This is a genomic window from Nonomuraea cavernae (assembly GCF_014646355.1).
Taxonomy (GTDB): Bacteria; Actinomycetota; Actinomycetes; order Streptosporangiales; family Streptosporangiaceae; genus Nonomuraea; species Nonomuraea cavernae.
On sequence record NZ_BMNH01000001.1, the window covers coordinates 699,738 to 719,467 of the forward strand.

General features: G+C 69.3%; 16 protein-coding genes. 10 read left to right on the forward strand and 6 right to left on the reverse strand.

The window, feature by feature from the left end; genetic code table 11:
• Nucleotides 1-49 precede the first annotated feature (49 nt).
• The 4 genes from IEY82_RS03270 to IEY82_RS03285 all read right to left on the reverse strand — a co-directional run bounded on the left by IEY82_RS03270 (nucleotide 50) and on the right by IEY82_RS03285 (nucleotide 5,657).
• Nucleotides 50-1,114 (reverse strand): mannosyltransferase family protein, encoded by a 1,065-nt coding sequence (locus IEY82_RS03270; RefSeq protein ID WP_189122389.1) that lies wholly within the window; start codon nucleotides 1,112-1,114, stop codon nucleotides 50-52.
• Entirely contained in the window at nucleotides 1,111-2,496 is a 1,386-nt protein-coding gene (locus IEY82_RS03275) for a glycosyltransferase family 87 protein (RefSeq protein WP_225262088.1), read from the reverse strand. The genes IEY82_RS03270 and IEY82_RS03275 overlap by 4 nt, the downstream gene beginning before the upstream one ends.
• Nucleotides 2,493-5,039 (reverse strand): transglycosylase domain-containing protein, encoded by a 2,547-nt coding sequence (locus tag IEY82_RS03280; RefSeq protein ID WP_189122390.1) that lies wholly within the window; start codon nucleotides 5,037-5,039, stop codon nucleotides 2,493-2,495. Before IEY82_RS03280 ends, IEY82_RS03275 begins: the two co-directional genes overlap by 4 nt.
• Nucleotides 5,040-5,270: 231 nt before the next feature.
• The gene (locus IEY82_RS03285; protein WP_189122391.1) at nucleotides 5,271-5,657 is read right to left on the reverse strand and encodes a DUF5318 family protein; all 387 of its coding nucleotides are present in this window, start codon (nucleotides 5,655-5,657) and stop codon (nucleotides 5,271-5,273) included.
• A 134-nt stretch (nucleotides 5,658-5,791) separates the two neighbouring features.
• Between IEY82_RS03285 and IEY82_RS03290 the strand changes: the two genes are divergently transcribed.
• A complete protein-coding gene (locus IEY82_RS03290; RefSeq protein ID WP_189122392.1) occupies nucleotides 5,792-6,376 on the forward strand; it encodes a PadR family transcriptional regulator in 585 nt (194 codons plus the stop codon).
• Nucleotides 6,377-6,389: 13 nt separating this feature from the next.
• A complete protein-coding gene (locus tag IEY82_RS03295) occupies nucleotides 6,390-7,469 on the forward strand; it encodes an inositol-3-phosphate synthase (protein WP_189122393.1) in 1,080 nt (359 codons plus the stop codon).
• Nucleotides 7,470-7,527: 58 nt separating this feature from the next.
• Here the strand turns inward: IEY82_RS03295 and idi are convergent, their stop codons facing one another.
• Nucleotides 7,528-8,127 (reverse strand): isopentenyl-diphosphate Delta-isomerase, encoded by a 600-nt coding sequence (idi, locus tag IEY82_RS03300; protein WP_189122394.1) that lies wholly within the window; start codon nucleotides 8,125-8,127, stop codon nucleotides 7,528-7,530.
• Between the two features lie 106 nt (nucleotides 8,128-8,233).
• Between idi and IEY82_RS03305 the strand changes: the two genes are divergently transcribed.
• Nucleotides 8,234-9,520 carry an MFS transporter gene (locus IEY82_RS03305; RefSeq protein ID WP_189122395.1) on the forward strand — a complete coding sequence of 429 codons (1,287 nt, stop codon included), beginning with the start codon at nucleotides 8,234-8,236 and terminating at the stop codon, nucleotides 9,518-9,520.
• A 12-nt stretch (nucleotides 9,521-9,532) separates the two neighbouring features.
• Here IEY82_RS03305 and IEY82_RS03310 read toward each other — a convergent pair whose 3' ends face one another.
• Entirely contained in the window at nucleotides 9,533-10,942 is a 1,410-nt protein-coding gene (locus tag IEY82_RS03310) for a CCA tRNA nucleotidyltransferase (RefSeq protein ID WP_225262161.1), read from the reverse strand.
• Between the two features lie 145 nt (nucleotides 10,943-11,087).
• Here IEY82_RS03310 and IEY82_RS03315 point away from each other — a divergent pair, with 145 nt between their 5' ends.
• The 7 genes from IEY82_RS03315 to trxB all read left to right on the forward strand — a co-directional run bounded on the left by IEY82_RS03315 (nucleotide 11,088) and on the right by trxB (nucleotide 19,721).
• Nucleotides 11,088-11,609, forward strand: a complete 522-nt coding sequence (locus IEY82_RS03315) for an aminoacyl-tRNA deacylase (protein ID WP_189122396.1) — start codon at nucleotides 11,088-11,090, stop codon at nucleotides 11,607-11,609.
• A gap of 47 nt (nucleotides 11,610-11,656) precedes the next feature.
• Nucleotides 11,657-13,792, forward strand: a complete 2,136-nt coding sequence (locus IEY82_RS03320; protein ID WP_189122397.1) for a DUF6049 family protein — start codon at nucleotides 11,657-11,659, stop codon at nucleotides 13,790-13,792.
• Nucleotides 13,789-15,402 carry a murein biosynthesis integral membrane protein MurJ gene (murJ, locus tag IEY82_RS03325; RefSeq protein ID WP_189122398.1) on the forward strand — a complete coding sequence of 538 codons (1,614 nt, stop codon included), beginning with the start codon at nucleotides 13,789-13,791 and terminating at the stop codon, nucleotides 15,400-15,402. Before IEY82_RS03320 ends, murJ begins: the two co-directional genes overlap by 4 nt.
• A 165-nt stretch (nucleotides 15,403-15,567) precedes the next feature.
• Complete coding sequence (locus IEY82_RS03330) at nucleotides 15,568-17,079, forward strand: protein kinase family protein (protein WP_189122399.1); 1,512 nt, start codon at nucleotides 15,568-15,570, stop codon at nucleotides 17,077-17,079.
• 15 nt (nucleotides 17,080-17,094) lie between these two features.
• Entirely contained in the window at nucleotides 17,095-17,730 is a 636-nt protein-coding gene (gene sigM, locus IEY82_RS03335; protein WP_189122400.1) for an RNA polymerase sigma factor SigM, read from the forward strand.
• Nucleotides 17,720-18,601, forward strand: coding sequence for an anti-sigma factor family protein (locus IEY82_RS03340; protein ID WP_189122401.1), 882 nt, complete (start codon nucleotides 17,720-17,722; stop codon nucleotides 18,599-18,601). Before sigM ends, IEY82_RS03340 begins: the two co-directional genes overlap by 11 nt.
• 187 nt (nucleotides 18,602-18,788) lie before the next feature.
• Complete coding sequence (trxB, locus tag IEY82_RS03345) at nucleotides 18,789-19,721, forward strand: thioredoxin-disulfide reductase (RefSeq protein WP_189122402.1); 933 nt, start codon at nucleotides 18,789-18,791, stop codon at nucleotides 19,719-19,721.
• Nucleotides 19,722-19,730: the final 9 nt, after the last annotated feature.

Consider the following 19,730-nt stretch of genomic DNA (forward strand, 5'->3'; position numbering starts at 1 on the left):
CTGTGGATAACTTCCCTGGATTACCGTGCCCACAAAGTGGGTACGAAGATCACCCTGCCCAGGCGCCGGTCATGAACCGGACCGTGTTCAGCACCATGAGCGGTCCCGACACCATGGCGTACACCACGATCACCCACGGCCTCCTGGCGGCCAGCCGCGCCATCGCCAGCCAGAGCGGAAACCACAGCAACAGCGAGCGCGGGATCGACAGGTAGAACGCCGAGGTCATCAGCGCGCCCGCCTGGAGCCCGGTGTAGACCAGTTCGCTCCACCGGCGCGCGACCGCCAGCCAGACGAGCACCGCGACGGACAGCACGGCCCCGGCGATCTCCATCCGGAAGGCCACCGCGAAGTCGTCCGTGCCCATGGCCGCGTTCCAGGTGGTGGTCCACGACTCCCACGGCCAGACCATCTGTCGGCCCCAGCCGTCCTCCTGGGCGTGCTTCCAGGCCAGCCAGTCTCCCGAACGGGAGTAGTGGAAGGCGGAGTAGGCTACCAGCGGCAGGAACGGCACCAGCAGCCAGGGCGCCCGGCGCACTGCGCCCTTGCCGGTGACGAACTCCACGACCAGGGCGACCGCCAGGAACAGGCCGGTGATGCGGACACAGGAGGCGCCCGCGGCGAGGGCGGCGGCGAGCGGCCAGCGGCCCTGGCGAGCGGCCAGCCAGGCGGGGATCGCGAACGCCAGGAACAGCGACTCGCTGTAGCCCACGGCCAGGAACACCGCGGTCGGGAACACCAGCAGCGCCAGCACCGCGATCCAGCCCGAGGCGCCCTCGTGCTCGGCCAGCCGGGCCAGCGCCATCACGGCCACCGCTCCGGCCACCAGCGAGACGATCATGCCGGCGGCCGTCCAGTCGGGCACGACGAGGTGGACCAGGCGCAGCACCATGGGTAACCCGGGGAAGAACGCGGGCAGTCCCGGATCGGGCGGCTGGTCGGGGTCGCCGTCGTAGCCGTGCTGGGCGATCGTGACGAAGAGCCCGGCGTCCCACTGCCGCCACTTGCCCAGGTAATCGGCGAACGTGACGCCGAGCAGCGTCGCCGTGAGCAGCCCGGCCCGCGAGCTCAGCCAGAGCAGCAGCGCGTCGCGATCGGCGGAACGCGTGATCATCGAGGCGAGGCGGCCAGCGTGAACCGGTCGGGGGCATCGTCGAACACGCCACCCACCTGGTCGTCCACGTCGGCCTGCCGTACCACGTCCCTGTCCGGACGGAGGATGTCACGCACGACGAACGCCATCATGATCGCGATCGTGATGACGCGCCCCCAGACGGCGGTGAAGTAGGTGTCGTCGCCGATGCCCAGGTCGTCGCGGCTGACCGGCGGCTGGGAGAGCAGGTAGAGCCAGATCGCGAAGAAGTACCACACCTCGGCGAGCTGCCAGAGCGCGATCGGCTTCCAGTTGGGCCGGGCGAGCACCGCGAACGGCACCAGCCAGAGCACGAACTGCGGCGACCAGACCTTGTTCGTCATCATGAACGCGGCCAGCGCCAGGAAGCAGATCTGCGCCAGCCGGGGCCTGCGCGGCGCGGCCAGCGTGAGGATCGCGATGCCCAGGCAGAGGATGGCCAGCGAGACCGTGCCCAGCACGCTGACGTCGGCCTCGCCGAGAACGGGCCAGCCCTTGTGCTGGAAGTACAGCCAGGGCGAGCCCCAGTCGACGCCGCGCTCCTGCGAGAACACGTAGAACCTGCGCCAGCCGTCCCAGGCCAGCACCATGAACGGCACGTTGACCACGAGCCAGGTGCCCACGGTCGCGGCCATCGTGACGAGGAACGGTCGCCAGCGCGCGGTCCGCAGCGTCAGCAGGAAGAGCGCACCGACGAACATCAGCGGGTAGAACTTCGTCGCGATCGCCAGGCCGAGCAGCACGCCGGCCAGCACCTGCCGCTTGCGCGCCCAGGCCAGCAGCATGCCCATCGACAGCGCGCCCGCGACCAGGTCCCAGTTGATGTACGCGGCCAGGATCACCGAGGGCGCGAGCGCGTACCAGAGGGCGTCCCAGCGCCGGGCGCGTCCGGCCACCACGGCCATCAGCACGACGCCGGCCACCAGGGAGATCCCCAGGAAGATGACCGTGATGTCGTAGAACCGGACCGCCTGGGCGACATGGTCGGGCTCCAGCCGGCGTACCAGCCAGCTGAACGCCTGCATGACCTCGCCGAGCACCACCGGATACTCGACGTGCTTGTCGAACGGCACGTCGGCGAAGTAGGGGTTCTCCGTCGCCAGCTGCCGGTCGAAGTAGAGCGGATAGATGTCGGTGTAGCAGAAGTTCGTGTAGGTCGAGACCTGGTCGTTCCAGCCGCCGGTCCGGCACGGTAGCCGGACGATGTAGGCGAGCGTCGCCCCCAGGATCCCGAACAGCGCCAGGGGGAGGTACGGGAGTGCCGGCGTGACGAAGACGCGCGCCCGCTCCAGGGCGGTGATCAGCCCTGGAGGCAGGCGCGAGGCGAGCCGCTCGCTCAGCGGCGGACGCTCCTCCGTCTTCACTGGTTCTCGCGTCTGACGGGCATCGGTCCCGGCCGCGCGGGCATCGAGCCCTGCCCCTGTCCGATCACGGTGGGCTCGTCCTGCGGCACGCCGTCGTTCTGGTTGGGGTCGATCGAGACGATCTGGTCATCGTCGCAGAGGCCCATCTCGCCGCAGACCTCGTCGGAATCCTGCTCGGGGAACGGGTCCTTGGTGGCCGTGGGCGTGGGGACGGGCTTGGGCGCGAGGTTCTCGGCGATGCCGGTGTCGGCCCGCGGCGGGAACTGCTCGACCTTCTGCCCCTTCATGGCCTCGGTCATGAAGGACTTCCAGATCGCCGCCGGGTAGGTGGCGCCCTGGAAACCGCTGCCCAGCGGCACCTCGTACGGCTTGCTGTACGGGTTCTGGGCGTTGTACTTCTTGCTCTTGCCCCTCGTCACCGGGCAGTTGTCGTGAACCGGCTGGACGACCCGGCCGGCCTTGGTGCGGCACTCCTGGCGGAACATGCCGACGGCGGTCGACAGCTGCGGGGTGAAGCCGACGAACCAGGCTTCCTTGTTCTCGTTGTTCGTCCCGGTCTTGCCGGCCACCGGACGGTCGTACAGCGCGGCGTTACGGCCGGTGCCCTGCTTGACCACGGCCTCCAGCGCGGTGACGGCGTCGGCCGCGGCGTCCTCCGAGATGACCCTGACCGGCGTCTTCTTCTCGTTGAACACGACCTGGTTCTTCTTGTCGCGCACCTGGATGACGACGTGACTGGGGTAGTGCTTGCCGCCGTTGGCGAAGATCGAGTAGCCGCCCGCCTGCTCGACGGCCGTCACCTGGCTACTGCCGATGGTGATCAGGTAGTGGTGACGGGACTCGGCGTCCTTCAGCCGGCCCTCGTTGAGCCCGGCCTTGGAGGCGATGTCGATGACCTTGTCCAGCCCGACCTTCTCCCCCATCTTCGCGTAGGCGGTGTTGACCGACTGGGCCGTGGCGGAGACGACGTCGACGGCCGACGCCTTCATCGCGTGGTCGTTGTTGATGTCGGTGGTGCCGGGCAGCTTGACCGGGCCCTTGGTCGGCACATAGCTGTTCAGGCTGTAGCCGGCGTCGAGCCAGGCGGCGAGCACGTACGGCTTGAACGCGGAGGCCGCCTGCTTCTGCGAGAGGAAGGCGTCGTTCCACTGGTCCTTCTCGTAGTCGTCGCCGCCGTAGAAGGCGCGGACCCGGCCGTTGGTCGGGTCGACGGCCGCGAGCGTCGCGTTGATCTCGCCGGGCAGACCCGCGGTGTGCTTGTTCACCGCGTTCTTGGCGGCCTGCATGAGCTCCTTGTTGAACGTCGAGTAGATCTTGTATCCACCCTTCTCGACGTCCTCCCTGCTGATCCCGCGGGCCTTCAGCTCGTTGAGCACCGCCTCGACCTCGTAGCCGGCCAGGCCCTTGAAGTAGTCCTTCGTCTTGTACTTGATCCGCTTGGGCGACTTCGGCGACTTGGCCGGCAGCGCGCCATAGGCGGTGGGGTCGAGCAGGGCCATCTGCTTGATCACGTAGTTGTAGCGGAACTCGGTGTCGCCCATCTTGCCGGCCAGCTCGGCGCGGTCGAAGGCGTCGGGGTTCTGGATGCGGCCGGCCAGGTAGGCGCCCTGCTCGGGCGTCAGCTTCTCGACCTTCTTGCCGAAGAAGGCGTCGGCCGCCGCGCCGATGCCGTAGGCGCCCCGGCCGAAGTAGATGGTGTTGAGGTACTGCTCGAGGATCTTCTCCTTGCTGAGCTGCTTGTTCAGCTTGACCGCGACGAAGATCTCCTTGAGCTTGCGCTGCACGGACCGCTCCTGGGAGAGGCCGTCGTAGTAGTTGCGGGCCATCTGCTGGGTGATGGTCGAGGCGCCCTGCACCTGCTGGCCGGAGGCCGTGCTCCAGAGGGAGCGCATCATGCCGGAGAACGAGATGCCGGAGTCGTCACGGAACGAGCTGTTCTCGGCGGCGATGACGGCGTCCTGGACCGCGCGCGGCACCTGGTCGTAGGTCACCGGGATGCGCTTGACGCCGAGCCGGGCCAGCACCTTCTTGTTCTCGTCGTAGATGACGCTGCCCTGGTCGTCGACGCCCTCCTGGACCTGGTCCTGCGTGGGCACCGGCATGTTGGCGTAGGCCACGGCGATCATGCCGAAGAGGCCGGCGGCGAGCACCGCGAAGCCGGCCATGACGATCTTCCAGTTGGGGATGAACCTGCGCCAGCGGGGCTTGTCTCCCTCGGGCTTACCCGGTCCGGCCGGCCCCTGGGGGCCGCCGCCCCCGCCACCGCCGCGACCTCGCGCTCGGCGCGGGCCGTCGCTGACCATGGTCTCCTGGTTGGCCCGGCTGCGCGTCTCGGTCTCTCCGCGCGACGCCTGCCCGCGCGGGCCGGGGGTGCGCGGGGCGACCTCGCGGGGCGCATGCTGGGGCGATTGGTGGGGTGCCTGCTGGGGCGCCGGCTCGCGCCTGCCCGGCTGGTGCGGGCCCGGCTGCTGCTGCCCCGGGTGGTAAGGCTCCGGCGTGCGCGGCCCAGGACGCGGTCCCGGCTCGTACGGCTGCGCCGACATCGTGCCGGTCTGCTCGTAGGCGGCTTCCGGACGGCGTGGAGGTTCGGCGGCGCCCCAGCCGGAGTCGCCGGTTTGCGGCGTGGACCCCTGGGGAACGGAACGGGAGGAATTGGAGCGACGGCGCCTCCCCGGGCGGCCCGTCCCCTCGTTCATGCTGTTACTCACACGTCCTCGCATCGTCGTCGGATAGCACGGCGGATGGGCGTGAGACACCTCGCCGCCCTCGGTCTTCTACGGCTTGCCGACGAGGTCCGGCGGCCCGTTGCCGAGGACGAACGAGACCGTCAGGTGGTTCCAGGAACAACCTTGGCAGACCTCGACGACGTACACCCGGAACTCGTCGTAATCATGGGCCATCTCCACGAGCTCCGACATGACCTTTGCCTGACCGGCAAGTCGTCCCAGGGAATCCCCATAGACATAGGTCACGTTGGTGACGTTCTCCCTCTCGCACACCGGGCAGAGGCGTTCGGTCGGTTCGCCTAAGTGGCGCGCCGTACGGAGGAGGTAGGGCTGTGCGTCACAGACGTCCACGGGCGACGAGCGCCCGGCACGCACGGAGCGGACCACCGCCTTCTTCGCAAGGCCGTAATCCACCACCCTTCGCTGTGACCACATGAGCGCCAGACTACGGCTTTTTACCAATTCATCCCAACCACTTGGCAAAGTCGTTGATTGCGGCCATATAGCGATCCGACGTATCCTCAGGATGTATCGGCTCGATACATCGACGCGAGAGGGGGCGGATCAGCGTGGCCGGCGGACAGGGCAGAGTGCTCGAGTTGGCAGTCCTCGGGTCGCTCCACGAGACCTCTCTTCACGGCTACGAGCTGCGCAAACGGCTCAACGCGCTGCTGGGCATGTTCCGCGCCTTCTCCTACGGATCGCTGTACCCGTGTCTGCGATCGCTACTGGAGCAGGGCCTCATCGCCGAAGATCAGCCGGCTCCCGCCGCCATCGTGGGAGGGCGATCGAAGATCGTCTACAAACTGACCGCCGAAGGCAAGGAACGCCTCCAGGATCTCCTCACCCAGGCCGGGCCCTCCGCCTGGGAGGACGAGAGCTTCGGTGTTCACTTCGCCTTCTTCCGGCACACGGAGGCCGAGGTGCGCCTGCGCATCCTCGAAGGCCGCCGCAGCCGGCTGGAGGAACGACTCGACAGCGTGCGCACGGCCCTGGCCCGCACGAGGGAGCGCCTCGACAGCTACACGCTCGAGCTGCAGCGTCACGGTCTCGAATCGGTCGAGCGCGAGGTGCGCTGGCTGAACGAGCTGATCGCGACAGAGAGACGGGCCTCGCAAGAGCCCGTGAGGGATACCACGTCAACTGATGAGTAAGGGAGCGAGTGCGATGGGTTCGGTTCGCGTGGCCATTGTCGGTGTCGGCAACTGCGCGGCGTCGCTGGTCCAGGGCGTTCACTATTACAAGGACGCCGACCCGGACATCCGGGTGCCGGGCCTGATGCACGTGAAGTTCGGTGACTACCATGTGGGCGACGTCGAGTTCGTCGCCGCCTTCGACGTGGACGCCAAGAAGGTCGGCCGCGACCTGTCCGAGGCGATCGTCGCCAGCGAGAACAACACCATCAAGATCACTGATGTGCCCCCGACGGGGGTGACCGTCCAGCGGGGCCACACCTTCGACGGGCTTGGCGAATACTACTCAGAGATCATCGAGGAGTCCGACGAGGCGCCCGTCGACGTGGTGCGGGTGCTCCGCGACAACCGGGTCGACGTCCTGGTCTCCTACCTGCCGGTGGGGTCCGAGGAGGCCGACCGCTTCTACGCCCAGTGCGCCCTCGACGCCAAGGTGGCGTTCGTCAACGCGCTGCCGGTGTTCATCGCCTCCGACCCCGAGTGGGCCGAGAAGTTCACCGAGGCCGGCGTGCCGATCATCGGCGACGACATCAAGTCGCAGGTCGGCGCCACCATCACGCACCGCGTCCTGGCCAAGTTGTTCGAGGACCGCGGGGTGGAGCTGCTGCGCACCTACCAGCTCAACTTCGGCGGCAACATGGACTTCATGAACATGCTGGAGCGCAAGCGCCTCCAGTCCAAGAAGATCTCCAAGACGCAGTCGGTCACCTCGCAGATCCCGCACGAGATGGGCAAGGCCGACGTGCACATCGGCCCGTCCGACCACGTGCCGTGGCTCGACGACCGCAAGTGGGCCTACGTCCGCCTGGAGGGCCGCTCGTTCGGCGACACCCCGCTCAACCTGGAGTACAAGCTCGAGGTGTGGGACTCTCCCAACTCGGCCGGCATCATCATCGACGCGGTCCGCGCCGCCAAGATCGCCCTCGACCGGGGCATCGCCGGCCCGATCCTGAGCGCCTCCTCCTACTTCATGAAGTCTCCGCCGGTGCAGCACTCCGACGACGAGGCCCGTGACTACGTGGAGAAGTTCATCCGCGGCGAGGTCGAGCGCTGACCGCCGGCTCCGCCGTCTCCACGCTCCCCCGGCGCCGCCTCCCGCGGCGCCGGACGCGTCACGGGGTCTCGCGGGCGGCGCGGGCTGCCGGAGGAAGGTCGTCGGCCGAGGCCCCTGGCCAGCGCAGGGGGTCGGGGCCGAGGTCGGCCAGCAAAGGGATCTGCTCCTTGCACCACGGCGAGATGGCGAGCAGGTCGCTCCGGACACCCGCCACGAACTCGGCCCAGGGCATCCAGAGGATCTCGCCCACCTCGTCGGGGTTGGGCGTGGCCGGGGTGCTGACCGTCACCCGGTAGACCGGGCACAGCTCGTGCTCGACGATGCCGTTGCCCATGACCGCGCGGTAGGCGAAGCCGGGAAGCATCAGGTCGACCCGCTCGACGGTCAGGCCGAGCTCGTAGGAGAGCCGGCGGCCGACCGCGTGCTCAAGGCTCTCGCCGGGCAGCGGATGGCCGCAGCAGCTGTTGGTCCAGACGCCCGGCCAGGTGAGCTTGTGGGCCGCCCGCCTGGTGAGCAGCACCCGGCCGTCGTGGTCGAAGACATAGCTGGAGAACGCGAGATGGAGCGGGGTCCGCTCGCCGTGCACCGCGGTCTTGGAGGCGGTGCCGATCGCGTGGCCCTGACCGTCGACCAGCACCACGAGTTCGTCAGTCGTCACGCTATGAAGCGTACGTGATCATGAGCGTGATCTGGACCCGATCCCGTACCTGCGGCGCCAACCTCTCACGCGCCACCTATCGCGGGCACGGGGCTAGGCTGACGGGGTGTCCTTTGTCGCCGATCTACGCGTGGTCCTGAGAGGCCGAGACTTCCGGCGACTGTTCGGCACCCGACTGGTCTCCCAGTTCTCCGACGGCATCTTCCAGTTCGGCGTCGCCGGGTTCGCCTTCTTCAGCCCCGAGAAGCAGACCACCGCCCTGGAGGTGGCGACGGGGCTGGCCGTGCTGCTGCTGCCGTACAGCATCCTCGGGCCGTTCGTCGGGGTCTTCATCGACCGCTGGTCGCGACGGCAGATCCTGGTGCTCGCGCCGCTGGTGCGCGGGGTGCTGCTGGTCGGCGCTGCCGTGCTGGTCGCGTCCGGTGTGCCCGATCCGGTGTTCTACGTCGCCGCGCTGGGCGTCCTCGCCGTCAACCGGTTCTTCCTGGCCGCGCTGGGCGCCTCGCTGCCCCACGTGGTGCCGCCAGACCGGCTGATGGCGGCCAACGCGGTGACGCCCACCTCGGGCACGGTGCTGACGTTCGTCGGCGCGGGGGTGGGGTTCCTGCTGCGCGAGGTGTTCGGCGGTGGCAACGCGGGCACCGCTCTGCTGCTCACCACCTCGGGCGTGGTCTTCGGGCTCAGCGCGCTGATCGCCCGCACGATGGAGCGCTCGCTGCTCGGCCCGTCCTACGACCCCGAACGGCCACAGGCCCGCGAGGCGTTGCGCAACGTGGTGGTCGGTCTCACCGACGGTGTCCGCCACCTGGGCCGCCACCGCGTCGCCGCCGCCACGATGGGCGCGATGGCCGCGCACCGGTTCCTCTACGGCATGGCGACCGCGCTCGGCATCATCCTCTACCGCTACTACTTCACCGACGGCGACCCCGACGCGGCGCTGCGCGGGATCAGCCTGGTGGTGGCCACCTCCGGCGTCGGCTACTTCTTCGCGGTGCTCATCACACCGTGGGCGACCGAGCGGTTCACCATCGAGCGGTGGGTGCCCATCGCGCTGACCGCCGCCGGGGTGCTCACGGCGGTGCTGGTGATGCCGTTCCAGATGTGGGGGCTGCCGGCGGCCGGGTTCGTGCTGGGCATCGCCGGGCAGAGCGTCAAGATCTGCGCCGACACCACCGTGCAGCGCGACGTCGAGGACGCCTACCTGGGGCGCGCCTTCTCCATCTACGACATGCTCTTCAACGGCATGTACGTGCTGGCCGCCGCGCTCTCGGCGGCGATCCTGCCGGCCAACGGCAAGTCCTACCTGGCGGTGGCGATCATCGCGATCGGCTACCCGGTGGCGGCCGCCGTCTACCGGATGGTCACCTCGGCCACCGAGCCCGCGTCACGCTGACCGTCCGGCCCTTCACGCCGGGCCGGTCGTGAGGCCCTTGTCGCGGGCCCATTCCAGCAGCGCCTCGGTGGCCGCCTCCGTGCCGATGACCCCTTTGTCCAGGCGGAGCTCCAGCAGGAACCTGTACGCCTGCCCGACGACCGGCCCCGGCCCGACGCCGAGGACGCGCTGGATCTCGTTGCCGTCGAGCTCCGGTCGGATCTTGGCCAGCTCCTCCTCGTCGGCCAGCCGGGCGATGCGCTCCTCCAGCTGGTCGTAGGTGCGCGACAGAGTGGCGGCCTTGCGCTTGTTGCGGGTGGTGCAGTCGGCCCTGGTCAGCTTGTGCAGGCGGTCGAGCAGGTGGCCGGCGTCGCGGACGTAGCGGCGCACCGCGCTGTCGGTCCACTCTCCCGTGCCGTAGCCGTGGAAGCGCAGGTGGAGCTCCACCAGCCGCGAGACGTCGGCCACGACGTCCTTGGGGAACCTGAGCTCGGTCATCCGCTTCTTGGTCAGCTGCGCCCCCACCACCTCGTGGTGGTGGAAGGAGACCCGCCCGCCCGCCTCGTGACGCCGCGTCTTGGGCTTGCCGATGTCGTGCAGGAGCGCGGCCCAGCGCAGGATCCGGTCGGCCTTGCCGTCCTCCTCCTGGGCGATGGCCTGGTCGAGCACGGTCAGGGTGTGCTCGTAGACGTCCTTGTGGCGGTGGTGCTCGTCGATCTCCAGGCGGAGCCTGGGCAGCTCGGGCAGGACGTGCGCGGCCAGCCCGGTCTCCACCAGCAGGCGCAGCCCCTCGCGGGGGTTGCCGCCGCAGACCAGCTTGTCGAGCTCGTCGCGGATCCGCTCGGCGGAGACGATCTCGATGCGCTCGGCCATCGCCGTCATCGCCTCGACCGTGGCGGCGTCGACGGCGAAGCCCAGCTGTGAGGCGAACCGCGCGGCGCGCAGCATGCGCAGCGGGTCGTCCTCGAAGGACCGCTCGGGGGCGCCGGGGGTGCGCAGCAGCTTCGCCGACAGGTCGGTCAGCCCGCCGTAGGGGTCGACGAACTCGTGCGTGGGCAGCCGCACGGCCATCGCGTTGACGGCGAAGTCGCGCCGCTCCAGGTCGGCTTCGAGCGTCTCGCCGTACATCACCTCGGGCTTGCGCGACTTGGGGTCGTACGACTCGCTCCGGTAGGTGGTGATCTCGATCAGCCAGCCGCCCTTGCGGACGCCGACCGTGCCGAAGTCGATGCCGATGGTCCAGACGGAATCGGCCCAGTCCCTAACCAGCTCAAGGACCCGCTCGGGGCGGGCGTCGGTGGTCAGGTCGAGATCGTTGCCGACGCGGCCGAGCAGGATGTCGCGCACCGGGCCGCCGACAAGGGCCAGCTCATGGCCGTGCGCGGCGAACAGTCGGCCGAGCTCGTCGGCGACGGGGGCGATCTTGCGGAACAGGTCGTTCATGGCCCGCTGCTGGATTTCGGTCAGATTTGACTCGGACAAGCTGGGTAGGTCCTTCGATTCCGGAACATATCCCCCGGGCCACATCAGGTCCGGGTTACCGTCGGTCAGAGGACCGTCGGGGGCCAAGGAACGAAGGAGCGTGTTCATGAAGGACGCCCTCGCGATCCACCGCTGGCTCCTCGCACACCAGGTCCATCATGAGATCGTACGCCTTCCGCGTCCTATGACTCACGCGGACGAGCTACCTGAGATGATCTCCGCACCACCCGGAAGGTGCGTGGCCGTCACGGTGTTCGAGGTCGCCACCAGGGTGCGAAACGAGGTCGTCGCCGTCGTCTCCACGGTGGCCGCGCCGCCCCGGCCCGGAGTGCTCGGCCGGCTGCTGGGCGCCCGCAACGTACGGCCGGCGCCCGCCTTCCTGGTCAACTCCGCCACCGACTACGCGGCCGGGCTCGTCAGCCCGTTGCTGCTGCCCGACGAGCTGCCGGTGCTGATCGACGAACGTCTCCGGCCGGACAAGGATCCGATCTTCACCGCCACCGGCGAACGCCACACCGCCATCTCCCTGCGTGCCCTTGACCTGCTGACTCTCCTGTCCGGCAAGAGCGTCGACCTGGCAGTCGCACGTCCCAGGGGATCACGTGTGGCGGTCGCGTCGCGGCACTGAACCCGTACCATTGCGGGCGTGCGTCGTACTTCAGCCCAGGCGGACGCGTGATCCGTAAGGTCACGGTGCTCGCCGCCCTGTCCACCACGTTGCTCGCGCCCCTGGTCGCGACGACGCCGGACACCGCTGCCGCGACGACGGTGATGACGGCCCGGCAGGGGCTCGAGCTGACGGTCACGTCCATCACCCCCGAGTTCACCACCGGCGCCGCCGACGAGATCAAGATCAGCGGGACGATCCGCAACGACACCGGCGCCGCCATGCCCGGCCTGCGGGTCCAGCTGCGCTACTCGGGGCAGCGGCTGGCCGATCGGGCCGCCATCGACTCCTACCTGGCCGACCAGACCCCACCGACGCTCCCGGGCAACGTCTCCACCTCGTCGAGCATGGACTTCCCCGCGCTGGAGGCCGGCGCGTCGGCCACCTGGGAGATCACCCGCACACCGGCGCAGTTGCAGCTCAGCTCGTTCGGCGTCTACCCGGTGGCCGTCGAGGTGCTGCAACAGGGCTGGCGATCGCTCGGCGTGCAACGCACGCTGCTCACGTACGCGCCCCCGACGCCGCAGAGGCCACCGCGCAACCGGCTCGCCGTCGTCCTGCCGATCATCGACCAGCCGCACCGCGCCGACGACGCCACCTTCACCGACGACAAGCTGAGCGCGGCCCTGACCGGCAAGGGCCGGCTCGCCGACCTGGCCCGCATCGCCAAGACAGCGTCCAAGAACGTCACCTGGATCGTCGACCCCGCGCTCCTCGACGACGCGCACGCGATGACCAAGCCCTACTCCCTCAGCACCAAGGACGGGCTCCAGAAGAAACCCGCCGACGGCGGCGCCACCCAGTGGCTCACCGATCTGCGATCCGCCCTGGCCAACTCCCCCGTGGTGGCCACCCCCTACGCCGACCCCGACGTGGCCGCCCTCGCCCACCGCGGGTTCGACAGCCAGACGGGCCGGGCGATCGAGTTGGGCGGCCAGAAGGCCCGCGAGCTGCTCAAGCCCGACGTGCAGACGAGCACCGCCTGGCCGGCCGCCGGCCTGATCGACCCCGACGCGCTCGACCTGCTCTCCGTGGGCAAGCCGGGCGTCGCCCGCGTGACGAGGGTCCTGCTCAACTCGACGAACGTGCCGCCCCTGCCGCCCGTGAGCCACACGCCCGACGCCGCGACGACGCTCGACAGCGTCGCGGGCCCCGTCACCGCGCTCATCGCCGACGCGGGCCTGAGCCGCATGCTGGAGCCCGACTCCAGCGTCTCCGGCTCGGTGGCGCTCAGCAGGCAGCGGTTCGTCGCCGAGACGGCGATGATCTCCGCCGAGCCCGGCCAGACGCAGGCCAGATCGCTGGTCATGGCCCCGTCGCGGCGCTGGGACCCCAACCCCACGCTCGTCTCCTCGCTGCTCAAGACCGCCGGCAAGCTGCCGTGGCTGACGCTCACCCCGCTCAGCTCGATCAAGCCGGCCACGACCCAGGTGCCGCGGGCCGGCCTGACCTACACCGAGCAGGACCGCAAGGAAGAGCTCGGAGCCAAGTACCTCGACCCGGTCAAGGAGGTCGCGGGCCGGGCACAGCTCACCTCCGGCATCATCACCGGCAAGCCGCCGTCCGACTTCGACGCGGCGGTGCTCAGGCTGACCTCCTCCGCCTGGCGCAACCAGTCACGGGCCGGCCGCGCGATGACCAAGATCGTCGACAGCGCGGTGCAGAGCCGGATGAACAAGATCTCGATCACCGGCGCCGACCCCGACCGGCCACGCACCCTGGCCGGCGCCGACGGCGTGGTGCCGATCAGCGTCAAGAACTCCCTGCCGGACGAGGTCACGGTCGACATCGAGGTCACCTCCAACAGCCCCGCGCGGCTGCAGATCGACGAGCGCGCGTCCACACGGCTGGTGATCGGGGGCAACGGGCAGAGCGGCACCCTCCAGGTCCCGATGAAGGCGACCATGAGCGGCGGCAGCGGTGACGCCACCGTCAACGTCCAGCTCAAGACCGCCGACGGCCAGCCGTACGGCAAGCCGGTGAAGCTGACGATCCGCACCACCGGCTACACCGGGATCGCGCTGGTGATCGTCGGGGCGGCGCTGACGGTCATGTTCGCCGCCGTCGTGACCCGGGTGCTGAGGCGCAGGTCGCAGCGACGGCTGCAGCGAGCCACCAGGACACGGGAAAGTGAGACCGTATGAGCCGCTTGCTGCGGGCCAGCGCCATCATGGCCGCGGGCACGATGGTGTCCAGGGTCACCGGCTTCGTCCGGACCATGGTGCTCGCCTACGCGATCGGCACCATGGCGATGGGCGACGCCTACAACGCGGCGTACGCGATCCCCTACAGCATCCTCGACCTGCTGCTGCTCGGCGTGCTGAGCAGCGTCGTGGTGCCGATGATCGTACGAGCGCAGCAGCACGACCCCGACGGCGGCCGGGCGTACGAGCAACGGCTGATGACGATCACCACGGTCGCGCTGATCCTGGTCGCGGCGCTGGCGGTGCTGGCGGCGCCGCTGCTCATCGACCTCTACACCACCGACTGGGAGCCCGGCACCCGTAAGTTCGAGGTGGCGGTGGCGCTGGCCAGGTTCATCCTGCCGCAGCTCGCCTTCTTCGGCATCGGAGCGGTCGCGGGCGCCATCCTCAACACCCGGGACCGCTTCGCGGCTCCGATGTGGGCGCCCGTGGTCAACAACCTCGTGGTCATCGGCGTGCTGGCGGCCTACGCGGTGATCGCCGGCACGACCGGCGGCGACATCTCCAAGGTCACCAACGGGCAGCTGGCCCTGCTCGGCCTCGGCACCACGGCCGGCATCGTGGCGCAGGCGCTGGTCCTGGTCATCGCGCTCAAGCGGGTCGGGTTCGCCTTCGTCCCCCGCTTCGACCTGCGCAACGCGCGGCTCGGCGAGATGGGCCGGGCGGGCATCTGGACCATCGGCTACGTGATCATCACCCAGCTCGGGTTCATGCTGACCACCAACCTGTCCAGCGCGGCGGGCGACGCGGTCCCCGGCCACGGCATCACCCCCTACACCTTCGCCTTCCAGCTCTTCCAGCTGCCCTACGGCGTCATCGGCGTCTCGGTGATCACCGCCATGCTGCCGCGGATGAGCCGGGGGGTGACCGAGGGGCGGCTGGACGACGTACGCGGAGAGTTCGGGTCGAGTGTCCGCCTGATCAGCTCGGTGATGGTGCCGGTGTCGCTGCTGCTGATGGTGCTCGGCCCGGCGATCACCGTACCGATCTACGCCCATGGGGCCACCTCGGTCGAGGCGGCCAAATACATCGGCAACGTGCTGCAGGTGTACGGCCTGGCGCTGGTGCCGTTCGCGATCTTCCAGTTGCTGCTGCGCGTCTTCTACGCCTTCGGCGACACCCGCACGCCGGTGTTCGTCGGCGCGGGCACGACCGCGGTCAACGCGGTGCTCATGGTGGTCTTCTTCCAGTTGCTGCCCGCCCGCTACGCCGTGATGGGGCTGGCCTTCGCCTACGCCGTCGCCTACGCCCTCGGCGCGATGGTGGCCTGGTGGCTGGCCGCCCGGCGGGTGCGGGGGCTGGGCGGCTGGGAGATCGGCATGGCGCTGACCAGGATGTATCTCGCGGCCCTGCCCTCCGCCGTGCTGGCACTGGCCGCGGTGTGGACCGCTCAGCAGGTCTTCGGAGGGCTCGACTTCCTCAATTCTCTGATCATCTTGGCCGTAGGCGGTGGGCTGGGCATGCTGTTGTATCTCGCGGTCGCCCACCGGGCGCGCATTCCCGAGGTCAACTCGATCGTTGGGATGGTCGCCGGGAGGGTAGGGCGTTAGGAACGCGGGCCGAACCAACGCGGCACTAGCATGGTGCCCGACACGCACGAATGGAAGCAGGAGGCGCGTGGGCGGATCCACCCGGCATAGCATGCCTACGTGGGACACCTCCGCGCAGGCGCGTCGAGTCATTAGCACACCCGATCGGCCGAGCGGAGTGAGTCAGTGAGCACGTCTGCCGTCGAACCCGGCACCCGTCTCGCCGAACGCTTCCGGCTCGAGGACCGGGTCAGCGAATCCGATGGTGCCACGCTGTGGAAGGCGATCGACGAGATCCTCGCCCGCCCGGTCGCCGTGCACACCTTCGCGCCCGAGTTTCCGCGCGTCCAAGAGGTGGTGACCGCCGCCCGGGCGGCCAGCCGGCTCACCGACCCGCGTCTGACCCAGGTCTTCGACGCGGCCCAGGAGGACGACTACTCCTACGTGGTCAGTGAGTGGGTCACCGGCGACACGCTGGCCGACCTGCTCGCCGCCGGTCCCCTCGACCCCGAGCGGGCGGCCGGGCTGGTCGCCGAGGCCGCCGAGGCGCTCGCCCACGCCCACGAGGCCAACCTCTACCACCTGTGCCTGCGCCCCGCCCACCTGGTGTGGACCACCGGCAACATCGTCAAGGTGCTGGGCGTCGCGGTCGACGCGGCCCTGGCCGGGCTCACCACCGACCAGCCCGCCCTCGACGACGCCGAGGGGCTGGGCCGGTTGCTCTACGCCGGGCTGACCGGCCACTGGCCCGGCGACGAGGAGGAGCACGGCCTGCCGGCCGCTCCCATGAACGACGGGCACTTCTGCACGCCCCGCCAGGTCACCGCCGGCGTGCCCAGCTACCTGGAGACGGTCACGGTCAGGGCCTGCCTGCCCGAGGCGCGCCGGGGGCAGAGCCCGCTGACCAGCCCGGCCGAGGTCGCCGAGGCGCTGGCCGGCGTGGCCCGGCCGATGCCGATCCCCATCGCCTATCCCCAGACCCCTCCCTCGGTGCCGGCGGCGTCCCCCTCCGAGGGTCTCGACACCGAGCGACGGCCCGCGGCGCCGCCGCGCCCGACCATGCAGCACCACCACATGGCGCCCCAAAACGGCGGCGTCCTCAACCGGGTGCTGATGACCGTCGTGGTGCTGCTGGTCATCGCCGCGGTCGGCGTGGGGGCCTGGACGATCGGCCGCAGCCTGGGCAGCCCGAGCACGCCGGAGGCCGCCGACCCCTCGACCACGCCGAGCACCAAGCCCTCCACCCAGCCGCAGGCCGTCAAGGCCGAAGAGGCCAACGGCTTCGACCCGCTCGGCGACCGCGAGGAGAAGCAGGAGCTGGCGCACCTGACGATCGACGGCAAGCCCAGCACGTTCTGGAAGACCGACAACTACAACAGCGCCGAGCTGGGCAATCTCAAGGACGGCGTGGGCCTGCTCCTCGACATGGGCAAGTCCATGCAGATCAGCGACGTGGTGGCCACGCTGGCCGACGCGCCGGGCGCGACCGTGGAGCTGAAGGTCGGCAGCAAGCCGGAGCTCTCCTCACTCAAGACCGTGGCCAAGGCGAAGGACGCCTCGGGCAAGATCACTCTTACTCCTGATCAAGCCGCAACCGGCCAGTACGTTTTGATCTGGTTTACGCGTCTTCCGGCAGATGCGGGCAAGTTTCATGGCACCATCTATGAAGTAGTGGTGCACTCTCCCGGATCGGCATAACCAGGAATCCCTCTTGTGAACTCCCCACCCGAGACACCTTCTCCCGCGGATCGGCCGGCTGTCAGCGACGCCGACCTGCTGACCGCGCACATCAACGGGGATCCACACGCCTTCAGCGAGATCGTCAAGAGGCACCGCGACCGCATGTGGGCCGTCGCCCTGCGCACCCTCGGCGACCCCGACGAGGCTGCCGACGCGGTCCAGGACGCGTTCGTGTCCGCCTATCGCAAGGCCGGCACCTTCCGCGGCGAGGCGGCGGTCACCACCTGGCTGCACCGCATCGTCGTCAACGCCTGTCTCGACCGGATGCGCCGCAAGTCCATCAGGCCCGTGGCCGACGACGAGCTCATCGAGGCCGCCGAACGCGACAGCCCGCTGCCCGACCAGACCGTCGAGCGTGAGGTCTCGATGGAGGTTTCGGCCGCCCTGAAGCTGCTGCCCACCGACCAGCGAGCGGCGCTCGTCCTGGTCGACATGATGGGCTATTCGGTCGAAGACGCAGCTCAGGTGCTTGACGTGCCCAGCGGGACGGTGAAGAGCCGGTGCGCGCGGGGGCGCGCGAAACTTGCCCCAATTCTTTCGCATCTGCGGAACCGATCAGACCTCAGTCGCGTCTCATCCGCGAAGGGAGCAGAACTTCGTGACGGGTGATACGCACTACGATCTGGACGTCCTGGCAGAGCTTGCCGAGGATCTCCTAGACGCTGGCACGGCCCGCCAGGTCCGCGAGCATCTCGCGGTATGCGACCCCTGTGGGGAGCTACTGGCCGACCTGGCAGCGGTTCGCGAGGTGCTCGCGGCGACTCCCACACCGGCCATGCCGATGGGTGTCGCGCTACGCATCGACAAGGCGCTCGCCGCCGAGCTCCGCGAAGCCGAGTCCTACGGGGCGCGGCGGGGTGGGGTGGGGCTCGCGGAGACACCTGACTGGGACGAGCTCATGCGCGACTCCCCATGGGAGCGGCCGGCCGAGGCGCCGGAGCCCGCTCGCCTGGGGGTGGTCGCCGAGGACGGCACGATCGTCCCGGCCGGTCGCCGCGCCGCACGACGTCGCCGGTGGGCGATGCCCGCGGTGGCGGCTGCCGCGGCCGCGGCCGTGGTGGGCACCGCGGTGGTCTCCAGCGGCCTGCTCGCCTCCGGTGGCAGCGGCCCCGACCTCGTGTTCGAGGCTGACGCGCCGTCGCCGACCAGGGAAGAGGCGAGAGCCAGGGCCTACGCGCTGACCGACAGCGGCCACAACTACAGCGATCAGGAGCTGCGCCAGCCCCTTGAGGGCTTCCTGGCTCCGGCACCGATCATCAACGGCGGCTCTCCCGACGTCGACAAGGTCGACACATGTGTGAGCAAGGTGGCCACGCGTTCCAAGCTCACGACGTACGCCGTGGACCAGGGCCAGTACAACGGCCAGGAGGCCATCATCGTCGCGTCCTGGAAGGACAAGGCGTCCGGCAGGCTGCGCATCGACATCGTCGATCCGTTCAACTGCAAGAACCTGCGCAAACCGATGCTCGGCCGCTGGTGACCACTGGCAACCGCCGGTAATCGCTGGTAGCGAAATCTCACGTCAGAGCCCGCCTAGGCGGGCTCTTTCGGTTTGTCGGAGCGTGGTGGTTCGGTTGTCGGGGCGTGGTGGTGAAGGCACGGGAATCACGGCGGCCTAGGATCTGTTGACGCCACTGGCAACCACAGACGAGGAAGGCGTGGGAGCGTTGAGCGACGTTCGTAACGTGATCATCATTGGGTCGGGCCCTGCGGGCTACACCGCGGCGGTCTACTCGGCCCGCGCCGAGCTCAAGCCGCTGGTCTTCGAGGGGTCGGTCACCGCCGGTGGCGCCCTGATGAACACCACCGACGTGGAGAACTTCCCCGGCTTCCCCGACGGCATCATGGGCCCCGACCTGATGGACAACCTGCGCAAGCAGGCCGAGCGGTTCGGCGCCGAGCTGGTCGCGGACGACGTGGTCGAGGTCGACCTCGAGGCCACCCCCAAGGTGGTCAAGACCTACTCCGACACCTACTACGCCAAGTCGGTCATCCTGGCGATGGGCTCCGGCTACCGGGAGCTCGGCCTGGTGAACGAGAAGCGGCTGTCCGGCCGCGGCGTCTCGTGGTGTGCCACCTGTGACGGCTTCTTCTTCCGCGACAAGGACATCGTGGTCGTCGGCGGCGGCGACACGGCGATGGAGGAGGCCACGTTCCTCACCCGGTTCGGCCGCATGGTCACCGTCGTGCACCGTCGCGACGAGCTGCGCGCCAGCAAGATCATGCAGGAGCGGGCGTTCGCCAACGACAAGATCCGGTTCGTCTGGGACAGCGAGGTCGTCGACGTCCTGGGCGACAGCAGGGTCGAGGCGGTGAAGCTGCGCAACGTCAAGACCGGCGAGGAGTGCGAGCTGGCCACCGACGCGCTGTTCCTGGCGATCGGTCACGACCCCCGCACCGAGCTCGTCAAGGGTCAGATCGATCTCGACGACGAGGGGTACATCAAGGTGGCGTCGCCGAGCACCGCGACCAACCTCGACGGCGTGTTCGCCGCGGGTGACGTCGTCGACCACACCTACCGCCAGGCCATCACCGCGGCCGGCACCGGCTGCGCGGCGTCGCTCGACTCCGAGCGCTGGCTGGCCAACAACGAGAGTTAAGGAGCGCAC